Raw genomic sequence first — 17992 nt, 5'->3', positions numbered from 1 at the left:
CCATACCTTTTATTTTCCCAACAAAAAAAGACTGTTTCTTTGATCGAAACAGTCTTTTCTTTACAGTCGCTTTATTACTATTCGGTAGTAATTCATTGTCAGCCAGTAGAAAAAGAAATAAATAATCCCGTATACTGCATCCGCCATTAAAACAGGGACTATCAGACTTTCACCGGTTAGATTCGTAATGACGTTCAGCGCAAATAGACTGTGCAAGATACTAATTACTAAAGGCAAACCAAACGTAAACAGCTGCTGCTTTCGAACGGCGCTCATCATTTGAGACACTGAAAACCCAAGCTTACGCAGGACTTCAAATCTTTTGCGCTCTTGTTCGGCTTCGGAGATTTGCTTAAAATAAATAATACTGCCCGTTGCCATCAAAAAGACGAGCCCTAAAAACCCTCCAATAAAAATAAACAATCCTTTACTCATTAAGCCTGCCTGAAACACATCATAGTATGAAGTACGGCTTTCGCCAGCTTCTTTTGCGATTTGATGATAGTTCTTAGTAAGTTCATTTTGTTTGTTTCCATCATCGGTATTAAATACGTACACCGCTTGCTTTTGTCCAGCTTTTAAAAGCTTGTTAAATGTATCGTGGTTGACTACAAACTGATAGCCAGCACTGTCAGAATCAAGAATGAGCAAAGGCTCGGATTTAACGACTTTTAAAGCAAGCTGTTCTGATTTGCTCAGCTCCACAGCTGCGGTTTTACCTGTACTAGGTTTAAACACTTTTCCTTTTGCCATTGAATCAAAAATAACGGTTTCGTTTGCGCTTAGCGCAGGGACCGAAACGCCATTCTTACGTACTTCTTCTTCATCTAAAAAGCTGATTTGTTCCCTATCTTTATAGTAGCCCGATGTAATAAATCGAAAATCCGATAAATCAGCAGAGTGCTTCACGATATGATAGACGTACCGATTTGATTGGATATCTAGCTCATCCAGTACATCCATAAATTCTTGCGCTGCTTTTTTGCTGTGCAGCGTATAGTCATAAGGCTGCATGCTTCTGGCGTCGGCTTTTGTATTGTAGTACGAGGAATACGTCACACCAACTGCTACAAGTGTAGTAGCCGACAAAATCGTAATTAGGGTTAACACTCGTGCATTTGCTTTAATTCGATACATCATAGTAGAAACGCTTAGCATATTTGCAAACGAATAATATCGGTTTGCATGCTCTCGGTAAAGCCCCATCAGCCACTCAATTGTGGCTTTAAAAAGTAAAAATGTACCGAAAATGACCGAGAACAGTACAACGGCTACAATTAGAAAAAACTTAGGTGTCACAATGTTTCCAGATGAAAGGTAGTATCCGTAGCCAACGAGTAAGATACCCAGTCCTCCCACTACAATTGAGCGTTTCGAATTCATTTTATTTACGCGTTCACTTTTGCTTTCTGCTTGAAACAGATCTAATAGCGTATAGCGGTACATAATAAAATAGCCTTGAAACGATATAAAAATGGTAACAATCAAAAACACTACGGCTGTTTTTAAAACCGCTTGAAAAGAAAATGTGAGCGTAATCGAAAGCGACAGTCCCATAAGCTTTAGTAAAAACAGCACAAACAGCCTTGAAAACACGGTACCTAGTAAAATACCGACCACCAAAGAAAAAATCCCCAGCAGCATATTCTCATAAAAAATCATTTTTCCAATCGTACGTTTTTCAATGCCGACTAAATGATACAGCCCGAGCTCTCTCTTACGCTGCCTGATAAAAAATGAGTTTGTGTACCAAATAAAGACAACAATAAAGGTAAGCAGAACGTAGTTTGAAGCATTAAAAATGCCCTGCAGCCTCAGCTCTTCTCCAATAAACTTTGAAATCGATTGGTCGTACTGAAGCGTAGCAAACACATAGTACACAATAATACTAAAAATCATTGAAAAGAAATAAAGGCTGTACCGGCTAATATTTTTGCGCATATTCTTTTTAACAAGATCAAATACGGTCATAGCCTTCACCGCCTAATGCGCCTTGAATGTTCATAATTCGTTTAAAAAATGCTTGTCTCGTTTGTTCGCCTTTAAACAGCTCCGTGTAAATTTGTCCGTCTTTAATAAACAGCACGCGGCTGCAGTAGCTTGAAGCCAGCGGATCATGCGTCACCATAATAATCGTGGCACGGTCTTCTTGATTTAATTGCGACAGCTTTTCAAGAAGGCTTGAAGCAGCTTTGGAATCAAGAGCTCCGGTAGGTTCATCGGCGAAAATAACAGCTGGATTCGTAATCATTGCTCTCGCTGCTGCAACGCGCTGTTTTTGTCCGCCAGAAATCTCATACGGATACTTATCCGCCAGCTCATAGATGCCTAGTCGCGTTGCGGTGTCTTTAAGCTTCGCTTCCATCTCTTTCTTAGACATTTTTGTAACCGTAAGCGGCAGAAGAATATTTTCTTTTACCGTTAACGTATCCAATAAATTATAATCTTGAAAAATAAACCCTAAATGATTGCGTCTGAAAGCAGACAGCTTCTTATCTTTCATGAGCGCCACGTTTTCTCCTTGAATCCATATCTCGCCATCGGTGGGACGGTCAATCGTTGAAAGAATGTTCATCAGCGTCGTTTTTCCCGCTCCAGATGGTCCCATAATACCGACAAACTCTCCTTCTTCGATTGTAAAATCAATTCCTTTTAGCGCTTCGTATACATTTCCTCTTGCTCCAAACGTTTTAGTTACATTTTTTCCTTCAAGAACAATGCTCACTTTCCCTCCTCCTTTCGTTCTTTTGTAGGCCACACGCTTTTCACTCGCTGCGGCAGCTCACTCTTTGTTATAATGTCATATTTCCGAACTTCATTGCCTCGAACGAAAAGGTCAATAACCGTTCCTTCTTTTAACTGTTTAATCGTTGTAAATGTTTGAAACGTTGTTTGTCCTTTTTCGTTTATCACTGAAATTGTATATTGAACTCGTCCATACTCATCCACTTTTTTTGCTTCTTTTGGGATAATCCCGTATTGATGCTCCGTTGCGGCTTTTTGATAAATCTTTATTCCTCCTATACCTGCTCCTACAACCAAAAGCAGAGCTAAAAGGCTAATCCACTTTCGCTTCATGTACGTTCCCTCCTTGTGTATAGCTCTATCTTACTTTGAAACAAGGAAAGATTCGTTTGAAGCAGATGACAATCTCAGCGTGCAATCTTACATTTTTGAAAGGTTATCAAAAGAATTCAGTTTGTAGAAGGTCAGGATCACCGTGGTGCCTTCGTGTAAAAGTGAATTCACTTCTATTCGATGGCCAAGGGCATCTGTAATTTTTTTTGAAAAATACAGCCCTAGCCCCGTAGCTCCCTTCGTTTTTCTTCCCGCATTTCCTGTGAATCCTTTTTCAAAAACCCGGGGAAGATCTTGAGTTGGAATCCCTTTTCCTTGGTCAGCGATAAATAACTTTACGTACTTTGGCGTTTCTTCACTAAAAAAAGAAAGCTTTCCTTCTAGAGGGCTATATTTAATGGCGTTAGACAGCACTTGCCTCACAACAAACTGCATCCATTTTGGATCAGTGTGCACCAGTATGTCTAGATTTTTTTCATCAATATGCAGTTTCTTTTCAATACACCATTTTGAGAAGTACGCAACGTTTGGAAAAACAAGTTCGCTTAGCGACACTGCCTGCACCTGATAATCTTTTTCTAAGTACTGCAGGCGTGCAGAATATAAATTCTGATCTACTAATCCGTCAATTTTCATCCACTCATCTTCAATATCCTTTAGCCAAGGCCATTTATAAAGCTCTGTACGATGAGCATTAATAAGCAGCTTCATCGCAGTAAGCGGCGTCTTGATCTCATGAACCCAAGTCGTTACATATTCCTGCTGCTCTCGCTGCTGTACGTGAAGAGCATGAGTTTGTCTGCGATACACACGATCTATATGCTGCAGCAAACTCAGCATATCTTCATCTGCTTTTGTTCGAACATATGGCTGCATTTCTTGCAAATCGTACGCATCATTCCGCAGCATTAAGCTCAACTTTTTTAGAAATTTTTTTTCTTTTACTCCTCTCCATAAAAGAAACAGAATCAGCAGACACAGCGTTAATAGATTCAAATACCAAAACGAAGTGGACGACACCTTAATATCATACTCCAGCAGCAGCAGAGCATCGATTACACTCAGCCATATAAGAACAAATAAAATCCAGCTTAGTCTCTCTCTTAAAAAACTTTTCCACATCTTAATTCACCAAATATCCTTGGCCTTTTTTGGTCACAATTTTATCATTCAGCCCGATGTCTTCCAGCTTGGTGCGAATGCGTGTGATGTTGACAGAAAGCGTATTGTCACTTACAAATTTCTCATCTTCCCATAACCTTCGCATAAGCTCTTCTCGCGATACAATCTTGCCTCGTTCTTCCAAAAGAAGCCGTAAAATAAAAAATTCATTTTTCGTTAAATGAATTTCTTGATCGTTGTAATGCAAACTTCCTTTTTTTAAGTCTAGCACCGCGCCGTTCCACTCGATAATATCTGAAATCGTATCTCCATATGAATACGTTCTGCGCAGAAGCGCTTGTACTTTAGCAACAAGAACATCCAAGTTAAACGGCTTTTGAATATAGTCATCTGCCCCAACATTCATTGCCATAACAATATCCATTGGATGTTCACGAGAGGAAAGAAAGACGATAGGAGTTTTTGAAACTGCACGTATTTGCTGACACCAGTAAAACCCGTCATATACAGGCAAATTCACGTCTAAAATAACAAGCTCTGGGCTTTCTGCAATAAATACTTCCATTACCTTTTGAAAGTCTTCTATTCCAGCCACTTCAAATGACCACTGTTCAAATTTCTCTTTCACTAATTCATATATTTTATCATCGTCTTCTACAATTAAAATTTTCATACATTCACCTCTGTATTGTCCGATATATTATGTATAACCCACTGTTGAATACTTTCTTAAAAGCTCATCTAATTCATTAGCATGACAGCAATTTTCTTAAAAATAAACCATTTATTTCTGTAAAACGAAGACTGAACGAGTATTATCGTAGTGTAAACTTGTATATGTTACAAGTTTCCCTGTACAAATACTACAAAATAATGACAATATCGTTAATAAGTAATCTTTAAACTCCATTAAATGCTCATTTTTTGTTACTATAGTATATAAGATGAAAACTTAAACTAATTTGACATGTGGATATGTAAAAAGGAGCTAGTTATCAATGAGTGTACCCAACAAATTACGCGACAACGCAATGGTGATGTTAAAAGAGACAAGCCGAACATTTTTTATTCCAATTAGCCACTTGCCGGCAGAATTGCAGGATGCAGTAGGATCTGCTTACTTATGTATGAGGGCAATTGATGAAATTGAAGATCACCCTGAGCTAGAAGCCGGTGTAAAAAGCCGCTTGCTTTACGACATTAGTGACCTGTTAAAAAAGTCTTTTAACGAAGACGAGTACATGGCATTAGTAGGTCCTTATCAAGCTGATTTACCTGACGTAACGCTTCAGCTCGGCAACTGGATTGCGCTTTGTCCGACTGGAGTTGCAGATCAAGTATTAGATGCAACTTCTATTATGGCCAAAGGAATGGCCGATTGGGTAGAAAAAGACTGGCATATTCAAAATGAAGCGGATTTAGATGACTATACGTTCTACGTAGCTGGTCTAGTAGGTGTGATGCTTAATGACATTTGGAAATGGTATGACGGCACGGAAACAGATAAAGAATTAGCTATTGCGTTTGGACGCGGCTTGCAGTCTGTTAATATCCTGCGTAATACCTCGGAAGATTCAGAACGCGGAGTCAGCTTCTTTCCTAACAATTGGAGCAGAGAAGATATGTTTGCCTACGCTCGCCGCAATCTTTCACTAGGAAAGAAATATTTAGAAGATGTCAAATCGCTTCCGATCCTTCATTTCTGTAAAATTCCGTTAGCGCTTGCTGATGGAACATTAAACGCCTTGATGAAAGGAAAAGAAAAAATGACGCGTGACGATGTAAATAAAACGGTAAATGAAGTTGTGGATATGTAAAAACAAAAGCACGGAGCCCCTGGGTTCCGTGCTTTTTATATCTCTACCTGCAGACTTTCATATAAAGCGACTATTTCCCCTTGAATAATAGGGTAGTGTTTCAGGGTCGGAACACTTGAAAGCTTTGGCGCTCGTTTTTGCTCAGCTGCTGCAGCTAGCTGAGCAAATGTTTCCTGAAGCTCTTGTTTCTCCGTTTCTGACAGCTCATACCCTTCAAACGACGCAAGAAGCATATAACCTAACTGCTGTGTAGCGACAACTGCAGGCCACAATCCTTCTAGTTTGACGGCCGTTTTAGAATATTCTCCAATCACATTATCGTACAGCGCCCGAAGATTAACGAGTTCTCCTTGAAGCTTATTTCTTTCTCGTTTAATTCTTTCTTCATCTTGTTCGGTGCTTAGCATTTCTAAAAACTGTCCTTCTTTTCGTATCACATCTCCAAGCAAATATGGCAAACGAAGCGAAGAAGCTCGTTTGAAAATTAATACCGTGCCGACCACTCCAATAACAGAACCAATGACAATATCAATCACTCGAGCAGACGTAAAGTAGCTAATCGCTTTATCCGGATGACCGCTTTCAGCAATTAAAAGAGCATTCGGTGTGATAAAGAGCGTGCCGAGCGCGTAGTTTTTAACAATTACAATTTCAATCGTCGACTGAAGCACAAAGACAATGAGCGCAATGACGATTCCCGTTGGTTCAAGCATCAGAATCCCGGTTCCAATTAAAATACCTAAAATGGTTCCGACAGAGCGCTGAATACCTCGCTGAACCGTTGCACGAACGGTTGCTCCAAGCATTACTCCCGCGCACGTAAGCGGAATCCAGTAAGACCTTGGAATATTTGTCGTGTAGGCAACGGCTGCGGCAATGATCATAATAATTCCGTAGCGCAAAGCATTTTTAAGCACATACGAACGTTTGTGAAAAGCAGCTTTTAACCGTGTTTTTACGCTGCCTTGTGAAAATTGAATATACTCTGTTTCTTTTAATTCTTTCATTTGAAGAACGTCATTTACATCCAATAGCAATGTACGCAGCTCTTCTTTGATGGACAGCTCTTCAATTTCTTCTCGAACGTCTCGAATTTTTTTATGCTTTTTTAACGTGGCCATTTCAGATGCGAACGTTTCAATCACCGCCTGTGCTTTTTTAGAAACAGCTGGATTAAAATCGTTCGCAGCGGCCATCACAAAGATAAACAGTCCTTCGGCTTTTTGATTTAATAAAAACAGACGATGCGCAAACGATGATTTTTTTCGATTGATTTTCGCTTGTTTCATCGCTGTTTCCGCTGCTCGAAGCTCGACAACCGTTTTATGCTGCTCGGCGTGAAATGATTCCGTACCAAGAGACCCGACAAATGAAGCTAGCTGCCTGTACGCTTTCGCCACAGCGGCAGTTTCAGGTCCGCGCGGGTTAATAAGCCAGCCGCTCATGCTAATACACCAAGATAGTGTCCCTCCTAAAAAAACGAGTCCTGCGTGCAAAAAAACAGCCTGCAAATTCGGCGCTGGAATGCTCGTGCTCACAGCAAATGAAAGGACAAAAAACATGGCAGAAGGTCCTGGAATTTTTAACGCTCCGAAAACATAAACCGATACAGCTCCAATAACACCAAATAAAATAGTTTTCATCCAAGCTACGTCAGCAAATAACGAGCCGAGTGTAAAGCACAGTGTAACGCCAAGCAAAGCTAAAAATAACTTAACAGCACGCTGCGCATAAGGCTCATCTTTTGTATACAAATATGTAAAGCCGCCAATGCTTGCAATGAGTCCGTACTGCAAATGATCAAACAAAATCCCTATCAAAATCGGCAGGCTTGAAGACAAGCCTGAGCTGATTCCTCTTACCCACGGAGAAGAAGCGTGGTTAAAGCGAAAAGCGGCTTTGATTCCCGGCGCTTTTGGAGAAGCCTCAATTTTATGATGAATTTCCGTATGATTATATGCTGGTGACTTTTTGTCATCACTCACCTTGACCTCCTCCTTTCTCTCCATATATCTTTCCTGTTCTTAAAACGAGATAAACCTAAAAAACCGCTGTTCCTATCCGTATTGTGTTTAGGAACAGCGGTTTTTATCCTTGTGAGCAGCGTACAGTAAAAACAAAAAGCAGATGAAACGAATGTCTCATCTGCTTTTTACTAACAGCTCTACTGCTTCTTTTACTAAGTTTTCGGTATTCTCGCCTTTTTCAATGCTTTCTCTTACACATTGTTCAAGATTGGTGCTGACAATAACACCCATCGTGCGATCAATTGCGCTTCTGGCTGCTGAGAGCTGTGTCACAATGTCACGGCAGTCTTTTCCTTGTTCCATCATATTTAAGACACCTTTTAACTGACCTTCAATACGTTTTAAACGATTTTTAACTTGCTTATCATATTCCATCATACTACTACCTCCGCTCATGCATGATTGCGCTTCTTGCTTTTAAGCTGTACGCAAGAAGTAAATGTATACACAACTTTATACCTATTAGGGTATGATGTCAAGTAAAGGAAGTTTAACATAAATGTTAATACTTGTTTACAACGTATTTATTGTCCTGTAATCTAAACTTAGCAATCTGACAGTATAGTTAAGCTGTAAAAACGACTTACACTGGAGGTTTGAGATGACTACATACGGGAAAAAATTAATGGCAAGTCTATTCATTATCATGGCATGTATTTTAGGGTTTATGGGGCATGCGGCTTTTTTAGCTCCTGAAAAAACGGAAGCTGAAGTAAATTATGATGCGACACTTTATTTTCCGTTAGACCGATATCCTGCAACGGGTGATCATATTCGTGACGCGATTGCCGCTGGGCACTCTTCCGTTTGTACAATTGATCGCGACGGTGCTGAAGCGAACCGAGAAGAATCCCTGAAAGGATATCCGACAAAAACAGGTTATGACCGTGATGAATGGCCAATGGCTATGTGCGAAGAAGGCGGAGCAGGAGCTGACATTCGCTATATTTCACCTTCTGATAACCGCGGAGCCGGCTCATGGGTTGGAAATCAGTTAGAACAGTATCCAGATGGTACACGCGTACAATTTATCGTTCAATAATAGCAGAACAAGCTTTACTTTGAAGAGGTGAAATCATGAAAACAAAATGGAAAGAACAAGAGCTAACCATGTCTTATCATCAGTTTACGCTGTTTCAAAAAGGACAGCCAAAGCCCCATCACGACTGGAGCGATGAAGATATTCAAAAAGGATATGTCGCAGACGATAAAGCTATTTCATTTGAAGCCGTATCAAACACAAGAGGCATTATTGAAGTATGGGTAAACGAAACTCCAGACGCATCAAAGGCTGAAAAGACCACTCGCCTTCCTTTTCACGTCGAAAGCGATGGGATCGAAATCAAAAGCGTCCTATCTGAAACCTTAAGCTATGACATTCCAAACGGGTATTATTACGTCACATGCCTGACTATTCCTCTTCAAGAAAAAACAAACTCTGGCCTTTATCTAGTGAAGTATTTGCTGCATTTTGAAAGTCAATAAAAAGCAGGCAGCCTACTGTAAACAGTTCAGGTAATATACAACAGTAATAACTCATAAAAGCTCAGAGCGATATATAGCTCTGAGCTTTTTGGTGCAAGATGCTAAAATATCCATCCGTTAAAAACCATACCTAAATTAATAATAAAATGAAAAACTATGGCTGGGTATATGCTTTTCGTCTTTAAAACGACAAATGCATAGAAAAATCCACCAAGAGAAAAAAGTAAACTCATGATTACAGGAATTCCTATTGATATGTGCAAAAGACCGAATCCAATACTCGTAATGAAAACAGCATAAAAAGTGGAAAGATTACTCTTTAAATGAGATAACATGATCCCTCTCCAAAGCAACTCTTCTAAAATAGCGTTTATAACCGAGAATACTATACCGTATATGACGAATGATTTTGTATAGCTTATATCTTCAACGAACAGTAACGGTACAAAGATTGTAGCCGAACCAATCAGACCAAACATTAAAAAGTACGTTAGCTTAATCGAATGATATGGCATCACTATACGTTTCTGCCAGTCTGGTAATGATGCAAAAAGAAATACCTTCTGTTTGGACAACAAAATGAAAAGCAATAGTCCACCTATGATGAACAGAAGTAAAATTCTGTTTACAATGATTTTCATCTCTTTAGATAGATCCCATTCAATGAAATAATTGCTTCCTATTTGAAACATACATGTTCCTATTAAAAAGAATAGAAAAAGAGAAACCGTTGAACGATATTTAGAGGTTAAAGCATAGATAAAAAGCATGCCTATGATGGGCAACATTTCCGCAGCAAATAACTTATAAGAAAAAAGAACAATCCCGAAGAAAAATAAACTTATTATAAGGATGAGTAATACATTTATTCGTAAATATTGGATATAAAACTCCTCCTTTCACTGTCCTTCTGATTCGTTTTATAGCAGCGGAAATTTAACCAAACAATTTTTATTTAAGCAATGAAAATAAGCTGAATCCATCCATAAAAACAAAAAATCGAGGATAAAACCTTTGCGATTTCATCCTCGATTTCCTTTACTAATCCTACTGTTACTTTCTCAGATAATCAAAACACTGGCCGTCTTCTTTTTATTGTGCTTGATATTCATAAGTTTCTTTATTCGATATAAACGGGCTAATTTCACCAAGCGAGAACAGGTGCAGCTCATGCATCGCTCTTGTGCATGCCGTATAAAATAAATTACGCTCGTATTCATCTTGGTAACATTCACTCGACGCATTGTAAATGATGACGGCATCAAATTCAATTCCTTTTGCTAAGTAAGCTGGCAGAACAAGCATGCCTTTTTCAAATGAACTTGTTTCTTTTGTCAGCAGCCTTGCAGACATCGCTTCAGGAAGTGCTTGGAATGCCTGAAGACTTTCCTCAGCTGTTTTGGCAATAACGGCAATCGTTTTATAGTTTTGCTGCTTCAATTCATTAATTTTGTGTATGATTGCCTCATGAAGGTCTTGGACGTTATCTGCAGCCGTAACGGTTGGCTTCGCACCGTCTCGATTAAACGGCTCGATTAAATGGCCATTTGCCACCATATCTCTTGAAAACTCGACAATTTGACGTGTTGATCGGTAGCTTCTCGTAAGAGTCAGCGTTTCTGCTTCTTTCTCTTCGTACAGTTCGCTTGAAAGAATGGTCGGTGCGTTCAAGGCGTGCGCATAGATCGCTTGATTCAAGTCTCCAAGCAGCGTCATTCTGGCATGCGGAAACAGCTCTTTTAAAAACGCCAGCTGAAACGGTGAATAGTCCTGTGCTTCATCAATAAACAAATAGCGAATGACAGGATTAGCTTTGCGCCCTTCAATTTGATCTTTTATATATAAGTAAGGCGTTACGTCTTCATAAGACAGCTTCATGTTCATGACTCTTTGCACCGTGTTTTTAGCAGTGTCTTCCCATCCTTCTACATGTAGAAAAAGGTGACTCCTTTCAAACAGCTGCATATAGATACGTCGAATGTCGATAAATTTAAGCTGCTTGATCGCCTGCTTAATAAATTTCATTTTCTTAGCTACAACGGCCTTGGCTAAATACGCTTGTTCCCGGTCGAAATCATCAAATGAGCTTTCCGTATAGCCTTCCTTTTTCTGCAGATGCTGATAGGCCTCTACATAATCTTCTTTTTCTAAGAGCTGAATTTCTTCTTGAACCCAATCTTTTTTGCGCTCAAGTTTTTCAAGCTGATTAATGAGTTTAAGCGCCCACTCGGCTACGAGCTGCATCCTGTTAGGAATGGAAATTCCCGTATCAAGCGAATAGAAATAAGACAGCAAACGCCGAGCAGATAACACAATTTCGCCGCGAAACTTAATGTTTTTAAAAATGATGTCTTTAGTAGACAGTTCTTCAATATACGCATCTACCTGCTTTTTAAATTCACGGCTTGCTTTGTAGCGAATTTCCTGCATTTTTTGCTTTTTTGCCGCAGCATCTTTTTCCGTTAGCAAATATTCGATTTGAACGAACAAGTCTTCCACTTCAAACTCGTTTCCTAACCGGCCATCGGCATATTGCTGAAACGTTGTTTGTTTCATATTGTCTTCTCCAAGCTCCGGAAGAACGGTTGAGACGTAGCTGTTAAAAAGCGGATTTGGTGAAAACAGCATCATGTTTTCTGCAGTCAGCTGCTTTCGGTGATGATAGAGAAGATAAGCCACGCGCTGAAGAGCCGCAGACGTTTTACCGCTCCCTGCTACTCCTTGAACGATCAGCACTTTATTTTTTTCATTTCGAATAATTTGGTTTTGTTCTTTTTGAATGGTCGCTACAATACTTTTCATTTGACTGCTTGCATTGTGTCCGAGCACTTCTTGAAGCAGCTCGTCGCGAATGGTAATCCCTGTATCAAACATGCTTTTAATTACGCTATTTTCGATAATAAACTGACGCTTTAGCTTCATCTCGCCTTTAATCGCTTCACCTGGCGTTTCGTACTGCGCTTTTCCCGGTGAATAATCATAATAAAGACTCGAAATAGGCGCACGCCAATCATAAATTAAAAACTCTTCATCTTTTTGATCCATTAAAGAGCCCACGCCCACATAAATAGCTTCTGCTTCTTTTTCACCATTTTCTATAAAATCAAAACGTCCAAAATAAGGGGATTGCGTTAATTTTTTTAATGTTTTTAATTGATCATACGCTTGTCTATGGGTAATTTCACGTTCAGCTAAAAGTTCTGCCTGCTGCTTAATGCTCGTAAATGTCTCAATCACGTCATCTGGCTCATCCATATTAACCGTAACATCGTCCCAAAACGTGCTTCGCAAATCGACAATTTCGCCTTTTACGTTTCCTACGCTTTCACCTATTTTTTCAGCTTTTTGGCTGATTTCTTCTACTACCCAATCAACTCGCTGCTGTTCTTCTGTTAAATTTTTGTCTTTCACTTATCCACACCCCTTACACACGTTACCCGATAACAAAACTTGTTACCGGGTAAAAGCGATCGTTGTTTATTTTTTCAGAGTCTACATACTTCCCTACTGAGTTCGTAAATCCCTGCTATGTAACCATATTATGTCTTAATTTCCACCGTTAGTATACTGAAAAATAATGAACTCCACAACAAAAAGGGCTGAGAAAGTCTCAAGCCCCTTATCTTTATAGGTCGTTCCTCTACTTATTAGCTATTACTGTTTCCAAAAAGTTAGCAGATGAATGATGGCTGACACCACTTCTACCCCTTGAAACGCCAGTAAACCTGCTGCTGCCGCTGTAAACAATCCGACTACCGCTTCTTTAAAAATGAATGGCATTGATACCAGCTCCTTTGCTTATTTAAAATAAGTAGATTTGTTATCATTCTACTCCTTTTTTCAGAATTTTCAATACCTTTTTATCAACAAAATAAAATAAAAACGCTTTCACTTTATAAAAATAAAGTGAAAGCGTTTTTTAAGCTTCCTTTTCTAATGCGTTCAGCGTAAGTGAATATTCTAATCCTTTTCCTTTTTGCACAACGTGCTGCACTTTGCCCATGTTGCACGCTTCTTGCGCACTAACGGTCATGCCGTTTGTTAACTTGAGCTGCACAGGTTCTTCCGCAATTCGTACATCGCATGCTAAAGCTAACTCATATCCTCCGCCAAACGTAAAGTTTGTAAGAAGCGTAATCGTTTGTTTGGAGCTGCATGAAATACGCTGAAAAATCGCTCGAGCTGCTACTGCATGAATTGGCTGATAAAGCCTTCCTGTTTCTTCACGTAGGAAAGAGGTTGTTCTATGATCTCCGTTCATTTTATAGTACTCTCCCATAAATACAATAGATCCAACCGACCCATCGTGCTGCAGCTCATTCATCGTTTCTTGCAGCTCATACATGACTTCACTGTTCAAACGATTAAGCATTGACTGATTCATTCGTACAACCGCCACATGATTTCTTTTTTCTACTTTGATAAACCTTTTCATCGTTCCTCCGCCCTTTCCCCTGTTGTTCTTTATAAATAAAGCGCTTTCAAAATATTTCGCTTTTTAATAGAAAAGTTATTTTCATAGTTTCATCATACAACAAACTCATAATTATTTCCATTACTTTTTTAATTTTCCGTCAATAATCCCCTGAATCATTTCCATTTTTTTATCAAATAAGACGTGCTATAGTATAAACAGCACAAATGCAGCTGAACTCACTGATAAAAGGAGTAATCACTATGAAATACGACTTAACAAAATGGGAGCCTCACGGCTATTCTTGCCCTGTGGAAGCAGCCGTTGATGTAGTCGGAGGCAAATGGAAAAGCGTCATTTTGTATCAATTATCGAAGGAACGCCGGCGCTTTAATGAACTGCGCAGACTCATTCCTGGCGTGACGCAGCGAATGCTCACGCTGCAGCTTCGCGAACTCGAGCGCGACGGAATTATCCACCGCGAAGTCTATAAACAAGTTCCGCCTAAAGTAGAATATTATTTAACACCCTTTGGAGAAACGCTCATCCCTATTATCGAGCTGATGTTTAAATGGGGATATGATCATACCGATAAAATTGCTGAAGCGAGAATTCAAGCAGAGAAAGAGTAAAAAGCACGCAAAGCGTGCTTTTTTTATACATGTTTACGAATCAATAATTCTTTTAATCCGTACACAAACGTGCTTTCAATCGGCTTTAACTCAAATGACGGGCTCCAGTCCATCTGCGGATAGCGGTCAATCAGCTCGGCCAGCATAATTTTTGCTTCTATTCGAGCAAGGGGTGCTCCTAAGCAAAAATGAATGCCTCTTCCAAATGCCATGTGCACATTTGGCTTTCGATCGATTTTAAATACATCCGGGTCTTCAAAATACTCCGCGTCTCGATGCGCAGATCCCATCCATGGAACCACGTGTTCGCCCGCTTTTAGTTTCTTGCCTGCAAGAGTCACATCTTCTTTTACGATTCGGTGAAGAGCCTGAACGGGTGAACGATAGCGAAGAACTTCTTCAATCGCAGAAGGCAAAAGTTCTTTCTCTCGTTTGAGTCGTTCAAAAGAAGCTTTATCTTCCATTAAACAATAAATCGTATTTGAAATTAAATTTGTGGTTGTTTCGTTTCCAGCAATCAGCAGCAAAATAGAAAAACCGACGATTTCTTCATCCGTTAGCTGTTTCCCTTCTTCTTTTGCCTGAAGAAGCACGGAGATAATATCATCTCCTGGACGCGTGCGTTTTTCTTCAATGATTCGATAAAAATAAGTTTCTAGCTCATCATTTGCTTTCATTTTCTCTTGCTGCAATTTTTCGAGCGTTTCACGTTCATTATTAGAAGGACCGGCTACGATAATATCGGACCAATCTTTAAACTGACGCTGATCTTCTATCGGCACGCCTAAAATATCGGCAATTACCATAACCGGAAGCGGATAGGACAGATGCTCGACTATATCAATATCTTCAAGATGCTCAACTTCTTGTAATAATTCAGCTGTAATACGCGCAATTTTAGGCTCCCATGCTTTCATTGCTTTAGGCGTAAAAGCTTTATTAACAAGTGCTCTCATTTCAGCATGCTTAGGCGGATCAATATTAATTAGACTCGTTCCTAGAGCAGTTTGTCTTTGGTTTTGTGGAGGTCTTCGATCAGAAGAAAAAATATTCTTTTGTTCCAGCACTTCTTTGACCCCGTCATAGTGAAAAACATCCCATACCTGCCTTTCTTCATCCCATTGCACAGGCGCGGTGTTTCTCATCTCTTCATACCATGAAAAAGGATTAAAGCGCTCTTCTTTTGTTTGAATTGTATTCACTTGACGGACAATTCCGTTTTCTCTTTCGGTTTTCATGTTAAAACCTCCCCGTATCGTTCAAATAGAATGACTATGCAGGCATCTATGACCAAATAGTACCATATATACGAATTTTCTTAAAAATGATAGCTGTATATTTTAGTAAAAATGAATCGATAGAAGGATATTTTTTACAAAAAAGGGTAGGCGCATAGCGCCTACCTTTTTAAGAATAATGTTCTTCTGGTTTTTGTAATCGGTTGTCTAACGCGTACGCGCCGCTTCCTGCTAGAATCATATGAAGCGAAACGACAAAAAGGGAAACCTCAAGCTCATAGCCGCCTGTAAAACCAGCACCGCTTTTCGCTGTAAAAATAGCGCCAATCATCACAATCGCAAACAAGACACCGATTAAACGCGTTTGAAATCCAAGAATCATAGCGGCTCCCCCTACGAATTCAATAACCGCAACCGCATAAGCGAAAAACGCAGGAATGCCCATGCTGTGGAAAAAACCGACCGTATTATCAATACCGCTTTGGAATTTGCCAAGGCCATGAATAAAAAACGTTAGCCCTAACATAAGACGAAGTAAAAACGTTCCAAGCTGATAGCTTTTCATTTCTTTTCCTCCTTTTTTACTTTTGTCTGCACATGTAACAATTTTAGTTACAACTGTGAACAAATTCAAGGGGTTAGAACAGAAAAACAAGATATCAGCAAATTTCTTTCCTTATCTTAAACGTTTCTTTTGTAAGTGAGCACCCACCCACACTCCCTACTCAGTCGCGCTGAAGATACGAGAGAAATGCAAAAATATGATCCTGAATAATGAGTTCTGCCGTAGCAGAATGGCTCTTTAATAATAGGTGTTCAGAATATCGAAATCGGTTAAATTTATTTACATCAACATGGTGAACGGCCTGCACATGAAAACCTTCTATGATGGCTTTTATTTGGGCAAAAGGCGGTACAGCAAGAGATTCGGGCTTAATTTTCTCCAGGCACTCTCTACTTATGGCATGAGGAACAGCAGTCATGGAGCTCATTAATAAATCTTTTCTTCCTATTGTCTCGTTCAATACGTATTTCCACCCCTGCACAACATGCGTGAGCTTCGCTTCATCTTCACATACGTTTAAAGCTACATCAACGCCGCTCGCTACCGCTGAAGCAAACGGATACAACTCTTGAGCTGAAAGAACAAAATCCCCGTCTATAAAGAGAAGAATATCTCCCGTTGCTGCAAGGGCCCCCGCAGCTCTTCCGCAGTCATGCCCTAACCGCTCATCGTAGACGAGGGTTTTGACACCCTGTTCTTTGGCATAAGCCTCCGACTGATCAGTGGAACCGTTAATCACGACAATGATTTCTAACGGCTCAAGTTTTCTTGCTTCTGCAATCACTTGTTTGATTGTTTGTTCTTCGTTGCAAACTGGAATAATAACAGACAGCTGTTTTCCTCCATAAAAAGAAGATAATTTCCCCCAGCCGTGCTCAACAACTGAAATGGGCTGCGTAAGTATATCCACTCGCCTTTTACGATTTGATGCAAGCGTATAGTATGTTTGAAGAAGCTGCTGGTAGGATTGAATTCGCTCTTTGGTGCGCAGCGGGCGATCAAATGGACGAAAGTTTCCTTTCCCCTGTGTTTCAATCGACATAGACATACTTACGCGGTATTGTGTTAAAAATGTCACAAATAACGAAAGAGGCGGCAGCTCCCAGTAGTTCTTCAACACGCTTAACTGTACCCCATAAGGCGCTTTTAAATAAGCGTTGGCGTGGTGAGGCTTCCCAATCGCATGATGCAAAACCGTACTCCACATCAGCTCGCTGCGGTTAAAAGCATTCATTTTCATTTTCCCCCACTTGTTTAGCACAACATCGCTATGTCCAAATAACAAAGGCTGAACAAAACGCTCAAGCTCGGAAGCCGAAAGAATAATGTCTCCGTCTACAAACAAGACGGCATCTCCTTTGGCAGTCTTTGCTCCTTCCATTCTCGCTTCATGTGGAGACATACGCTTTTTTATTACTTTTACCGTGCACCCTTCTTCTTTCGCTATTTTTACTGAAGCATCTGTACAGCCATTTGCGACCACAATAATCTCAAGCACGTTTACTTTTTTAATTTGCTTAAGCACAGTTTTTAGCGTTTCTTCTTCATTGTAAACGGGCAGCACGACAGAAAGAGTTTTCATTGATATCCCCCCTAAAAAAAGAACCACTGAAC

The 17992-nt window shown here is 39.9% G+C and carries 18 protein-coding genes; 4 read left to right on the top strand and 14 right to left on the bottom strand.

Features of this window, described 5'->3' with window-relative positions; genetic code table 11:
* Window positions 1–60: 60 nt before the first annotated feature.
* The 5 genes from ACFX4R_RS01335 to ACFX4R_RS01315 all read right to left on the bottom strand — a co-directional run bounded on the left by ACFX4R_RS01335 (window position 61) and on the right by ACFX4R_RS01315 (window position 4873).
* Window positions 61–1971, bottom strand: coding sequence for an FtsX-like permease family protein (locus ACFX4R_RS01335; RefSeq protein WP_162214835.1), 1911 nt, complete (start codon window positions 1969–1971; stop codon window positions 61–63).
* Window positions 1958–2725, bottom strand: coding sequence for an ABC transporter ATP-binding protein (locus ACFX4R_RS01330; RefSeq protein WP_043978480.1), 768 nt, complete (start codon window positions 2723–2725; stop codon window positions 1958–1960). Before ACFX4R_RS01330 ends, ACFX4R_RS01335 begins: the two co-directional genes overlap by 14 nt.
* Window positions 2722–3078, bottom strand: coding sequence for a DUF1093 domain-containing protein (locus ACFX4R_RS01325; RefSeq protein ID WP_162214836.1), 357 nt, complete (start codon window positions 3076–3078; stop codon window positions 2722–2724). Before ACFX4R_RS01325 ends, ACFX4R_RS01330 begins: the two co-directional genes overlap by 4 nt.
* An 87-nt stretch (window positions 3079–3165) precedes the next feature.
* On the bottom strand, window positions 3166–4200 hold the full coding sequence (locus tag ACFX4R_RS01320) for a sensor histidine kinase (RefSeq protein ID WP_162214837.1): 1035 nt from the start codon (window positions 4198–4200) through the stop codon (window positions 3166–3168).
* 1 nt (window position 4201) lies between these two features.
* On the bottom strand, window positions 4202–4873 hold the full coding sequence (locus ACFX4R_RS01315; RefSeq protein WP_043978471.1) for a response regulator transcription factor: 672 nt from the start codon (window positions 4871–4873) through the stop codon (window positions 4202–4204).
* 325 nt (window positions 4874–5198) lie between these two features.
* Between ACFX4R_RS01315 and ACFX4R_RS01310 the strand changes: the two genes are divergently transcribed.
* Window positions 5199–6017, top strand: coding sequence for a squalene/phytoene synthase family protein (locus ACFX4R_RS01310; protein ID WP_028411023.1), 819 nt, complete (start codon window positions 5199–5201; stop codon window positions 6015–6017).
* A gap of 35 nt (window positions 6018–6052) precedes the next feature.
* On the opposite strand, the gene ACFX4R_RS01305 is transcribed toward ACFX4R_RS01310, so the two are convergent.
* Together ACFX4R_RS01305 and ACFX4R_RS01300 are read right to left on the bottom strand one after the other, a co-directional pair.
* Window positions 6053–8002 carry an FUSC family protein gene (locus ACFX4R_RS01305; RefSeq protein ID WP_165575892.1) on the bottom strand — a complete coding sequence of 650 codons (1950 nt, stop codon included), beginning with the start codon at window positions 8000–8002 and terminating at the stop codon, window positions 6053–6055.
* A 156-nt stretch (window positions 8003–8158) separates the two neighbouring features.
* The gene (locus tag ACFX4R_RS01300; protein WP_013058561.1) at window positions 8159–8419 is read right to left on the bottom strand and encodes a metal-sensitive transcriptional regulator; all 261 of its coding nucleotides are present in this window, start codon (window positions 8417–8419) and stop codon (window positions 8159–8161) included.
* A 292-nt stretch (window positions 8420–8711) separates the two neighbouring features.
* Here ACFX4R_RS01300 and ACFX4R_RS01295 point away from each other — a divergent pair, with 292 nt between their 5' ends.
* Both ACFX4R_RS01295 and comJ read left to right on the top strand, forming a co-directional pair.
* A complete protein-coding gene (locus ACFX4R_RS01295) occupies window positions 8712–9086 on the top strand; it encodes a NucA/NucB deoxyribonuclease domain-containing protein (protein ID WP_377569055.1) in 375 nt (124 codons plus the stop codon).
* Between the two features lie 35 nt (window positions 9087–9121).
* Window positions 9122–9529, top strand: coding sequence for a competence protein ComJ (comJ, locus tag ACFX4R_RS01290; protein ID WP_377568368.1), 408 nt, complete (start codon window positions 9122–9124; stop codon window positions 9527–9529).
* Between the two features lie 101 nt (window positions 9530–9630).
* Here comJ and ACFX4R_RS01285 read toward each other — a convergent pair whose 3' ends face one another.
* The 4 genes from ACFX4R_RS01285 to ACFX4R_RS01270 all read right to left on the bottom strand — a co-directional run bounded on the left by ACFX4R_RS01285 (window position 9631) and on the right by ACFX4R_RS01270 (window position 13964).
* Window positions 9631–10221 (bottom strand): CPBP family intramembrane glutamic endopeptidase, encoded by a 591-nt coding sequence (locus ACFX4R_RS01285; protein WP_043978460.1) that lies wholly within the window; start codon window positions 10219–10221, stop codon window positions 9631–9633.
* A 400-nt stretch (window positions 10222–10621) separates the two neighbouring features.
* Window positions 10622–12940, bottom strand: a complete 2319-nt coding sequence (helD, locus tag ACFX4R_RS01280; protein ID WP_237074201.1) for an RNA polymerase recycling motor HelD — start codon at window positions 12938–12940, stop codon at window positions 10622–10624.
* 243 nt (window positions 12941–13183) lie between these two features.
* Window positions 13184–13309: a hypothetical protein gene (locus ACFX4R_RS01275; protein ID WP_016765178.1), complete on the bottom strand. Its 126-nt coding sequence runs from the start codon at window positions 13307–13309 to the stop codon at window positions 13184–13186.
* 139 nt (window positions 13310–13448) lie between these two features.
* Window positions 13449–13964 (bottom strand): enoyl-CoA hydratase/isomerase family protein, encoded by a 516-nt coding sequence (locus ACFX4R_RS01270; RefSeq protein ID WP_377568364.1) that lies wholly within the window; start codon window positions 13962–13964, stop codon window positions 13449–13451.
* A 242-nt stretch (window positions 13965–14206) separates the two neighbouring features.
* Between ACFX4R_RS01270 and ACFX4R_RS01265 the strand changes: the two genes are divergently transcribed.
* Window positions 14207–14575 carry a winged helix-turn-helix transcriptional regulator gene (locus tag ACFX4R_RS01265; protein ID WP_013084552.1) on the top strand — a complete coding sequence of 123 codons (369 nt, stop codon included), beginning with the start codon at window positions 14207–14209 and terminating at the stop codon, window positions 14573–14575.
* Between the two features lie 23 nt (window positions 14576–14598).
* Here ACFX4R_RS01265 and ACFX4R_RS01260 read toward each other — a convergent pair whose 3' ends face one another.
* From ACFX4R_RS01260 to ACFX4R_RS01250, 3 genes are all read right to left on the bottom strand, one after another.
* Window positions 14599–15813 carry a cytochrome P450 gene (locus ACFX4R_RS01260; protein ID WP_043978453.1) on the bottom strand — a complete coding sequence of 405 codons (1215 nt, stop codon included), beginning with the start codon at window positions 15811–15813 and terminating at the stop codon, window positions 14599–14601.
* A 169-nt stretch (window positions 15814–15982) separates the two neighbouring features.
* Window positions 15983–16378 carry a DoxX family protein gene (locus ACFX4R_RS01255; protein WP_043978450.1) on the bottom strand — a complete coding sequence of 132 codons (396 nt, stop codon included), beginning with the start codon at window positions 16376–16378 and terminating at the stop codon, window positions 15983–15985.
* Between the two features lie 160 nt (window positions 16379–16538).
* Complete coding sequence (locus ACFX4R_RS01250) at window positions 16539–17960, bottom strand: glycosyltransferase family 2 protein (RefSeq protein WP_043978446.1); 1422 nt, start codon at window positions 17958–17960, stop codon at window positions 16539–16541.
* Window positions 17961–17992: the final 32 nt, after the last annotated feature.

It is taken from the genome of Priestia sp. YIM B13490 (assembly GCF_042787735.1).
GTDB lineage: Bacteria > Bacillota > Bacilli > Bacillales > Bacillaceae_H > Priestia > Priestia megaterium.
Note: the sequence above shows the minus strand (reverse complement) of the source record. Positions and strands in the feature narration are given on the sequence as shown.

Excerpts from the sequence above, each read along its gene's own strand:
- ACFX4R_RS01310 (WP_028411023.1), top strand. The coding sequence starts at position 5,199 with ATGAGTGTACCCAACAAATTACGCGACAACGCAATGGTGATGTTAAAA.
- ACFX4R_RS01250 (WP_043978446.1), bottom strand. The coding sequence starts at position 17,960 with ATGAAAACTCTTTCTGTCGTGCTGCCCGTTTACAATGAAGAAGAAACG.
- comJ (WP_377568368.1), top strand. The coding sequence starts at position 9,122 with ATGAAAACAAAATGGAAAGAACAAGAGCTAACCATGTCTTATCATCAG.
- ACFX4R_RS01270 (WP_377568364.1), bottom strand. The coding sequence starts at position 13,964 with ATGAAAAGGTTTATCAAAGTAGAAAAAAGAAATCATGTGGCGGTTGTA.
- ACFX4R_RS01275 (WP_016765178.1), bottom strand. The coding sequence starts at position 13,309 with ATGCCATTCATTTTTAAAGAAGCGGTAGTCGGATTGTTTACAGCGGCA.
- ACFX4R_RS01320 (WP_162214837.1), bottom strand. The coding sequence starts at position 4,200 with ATGTGGAAAAGTTTTTTAAGAGAGAGACTAAGCTGGATTTTATTTGTT.
- ACFX4R_RS01300 (WP_013058561.1), bottom strand. The coding sequence starts at position 8,419 with ATGGAATATGATAAGCAAGTTAAAAATCGTTTAAAACGTATTGAAGGT.
- ACFX4R_RS01295 (WP_377569055.1), top strand. The coding sequence starts at position 8,712 with ATGGGGCATGCGGCTTTTTTAGCTCCTGAAAAAACGGAAGCTGAAGTA.
- ACFX4R_RS01325 (WP_162214836.1), bottom strand. The coding sequence starts at position 3,078 with ATGAAGCGAAAGTGGATTAGCCTTTTAGCTCTGCTTTTGGTTGTAGGA.
- ACFX4R_RS01265 (WP_013084552.1), top strand. The coding sequence starts at position 14,207 with ATGAAATACGACTTAACAAAATGGGAGCCTCACGGCTATTCTTGCCCT.
- ACFX4R_RS01285 (WP_043978460.1), bottom strand. The coding sequence starts at position 10,221 with ATGTTTCAAATAGGAAGCAATTATTTCATTGAATGGGATCTATCTAAA.
- ACFX4R_RS01315 (WP_043978471.1), bottom strand. The coding sequence starts at position 4,873 with ATGAAAATTTTAATTGTAGAAGACGATGATAAAATATATGAATTAGTG.
- ACFX4R_RS01255 (WP_043978450.1), bottom strand. The coding sequence starts at position 16,378 with ATGAAAAGCTATCAGCTTGGAACGTTTTTACTTCGTCTTATGTTAGGG.
- ACFX4R_RS01260 (WP_043978453.1), bottom strand. The coding sequence starts at position 15,813 with ATGAAAACCGAAAGAGAAAACGGAATTGTCCGTCAAGTGAATACAATT.
- ACFX4R_RS01335 (WP_162214835.1), bottom strand. The coding sequence starts at position 1,971 with ATGACCGTATTTGATCTTGTTAAAAAGAATATGCGCAAAAATATTAGC.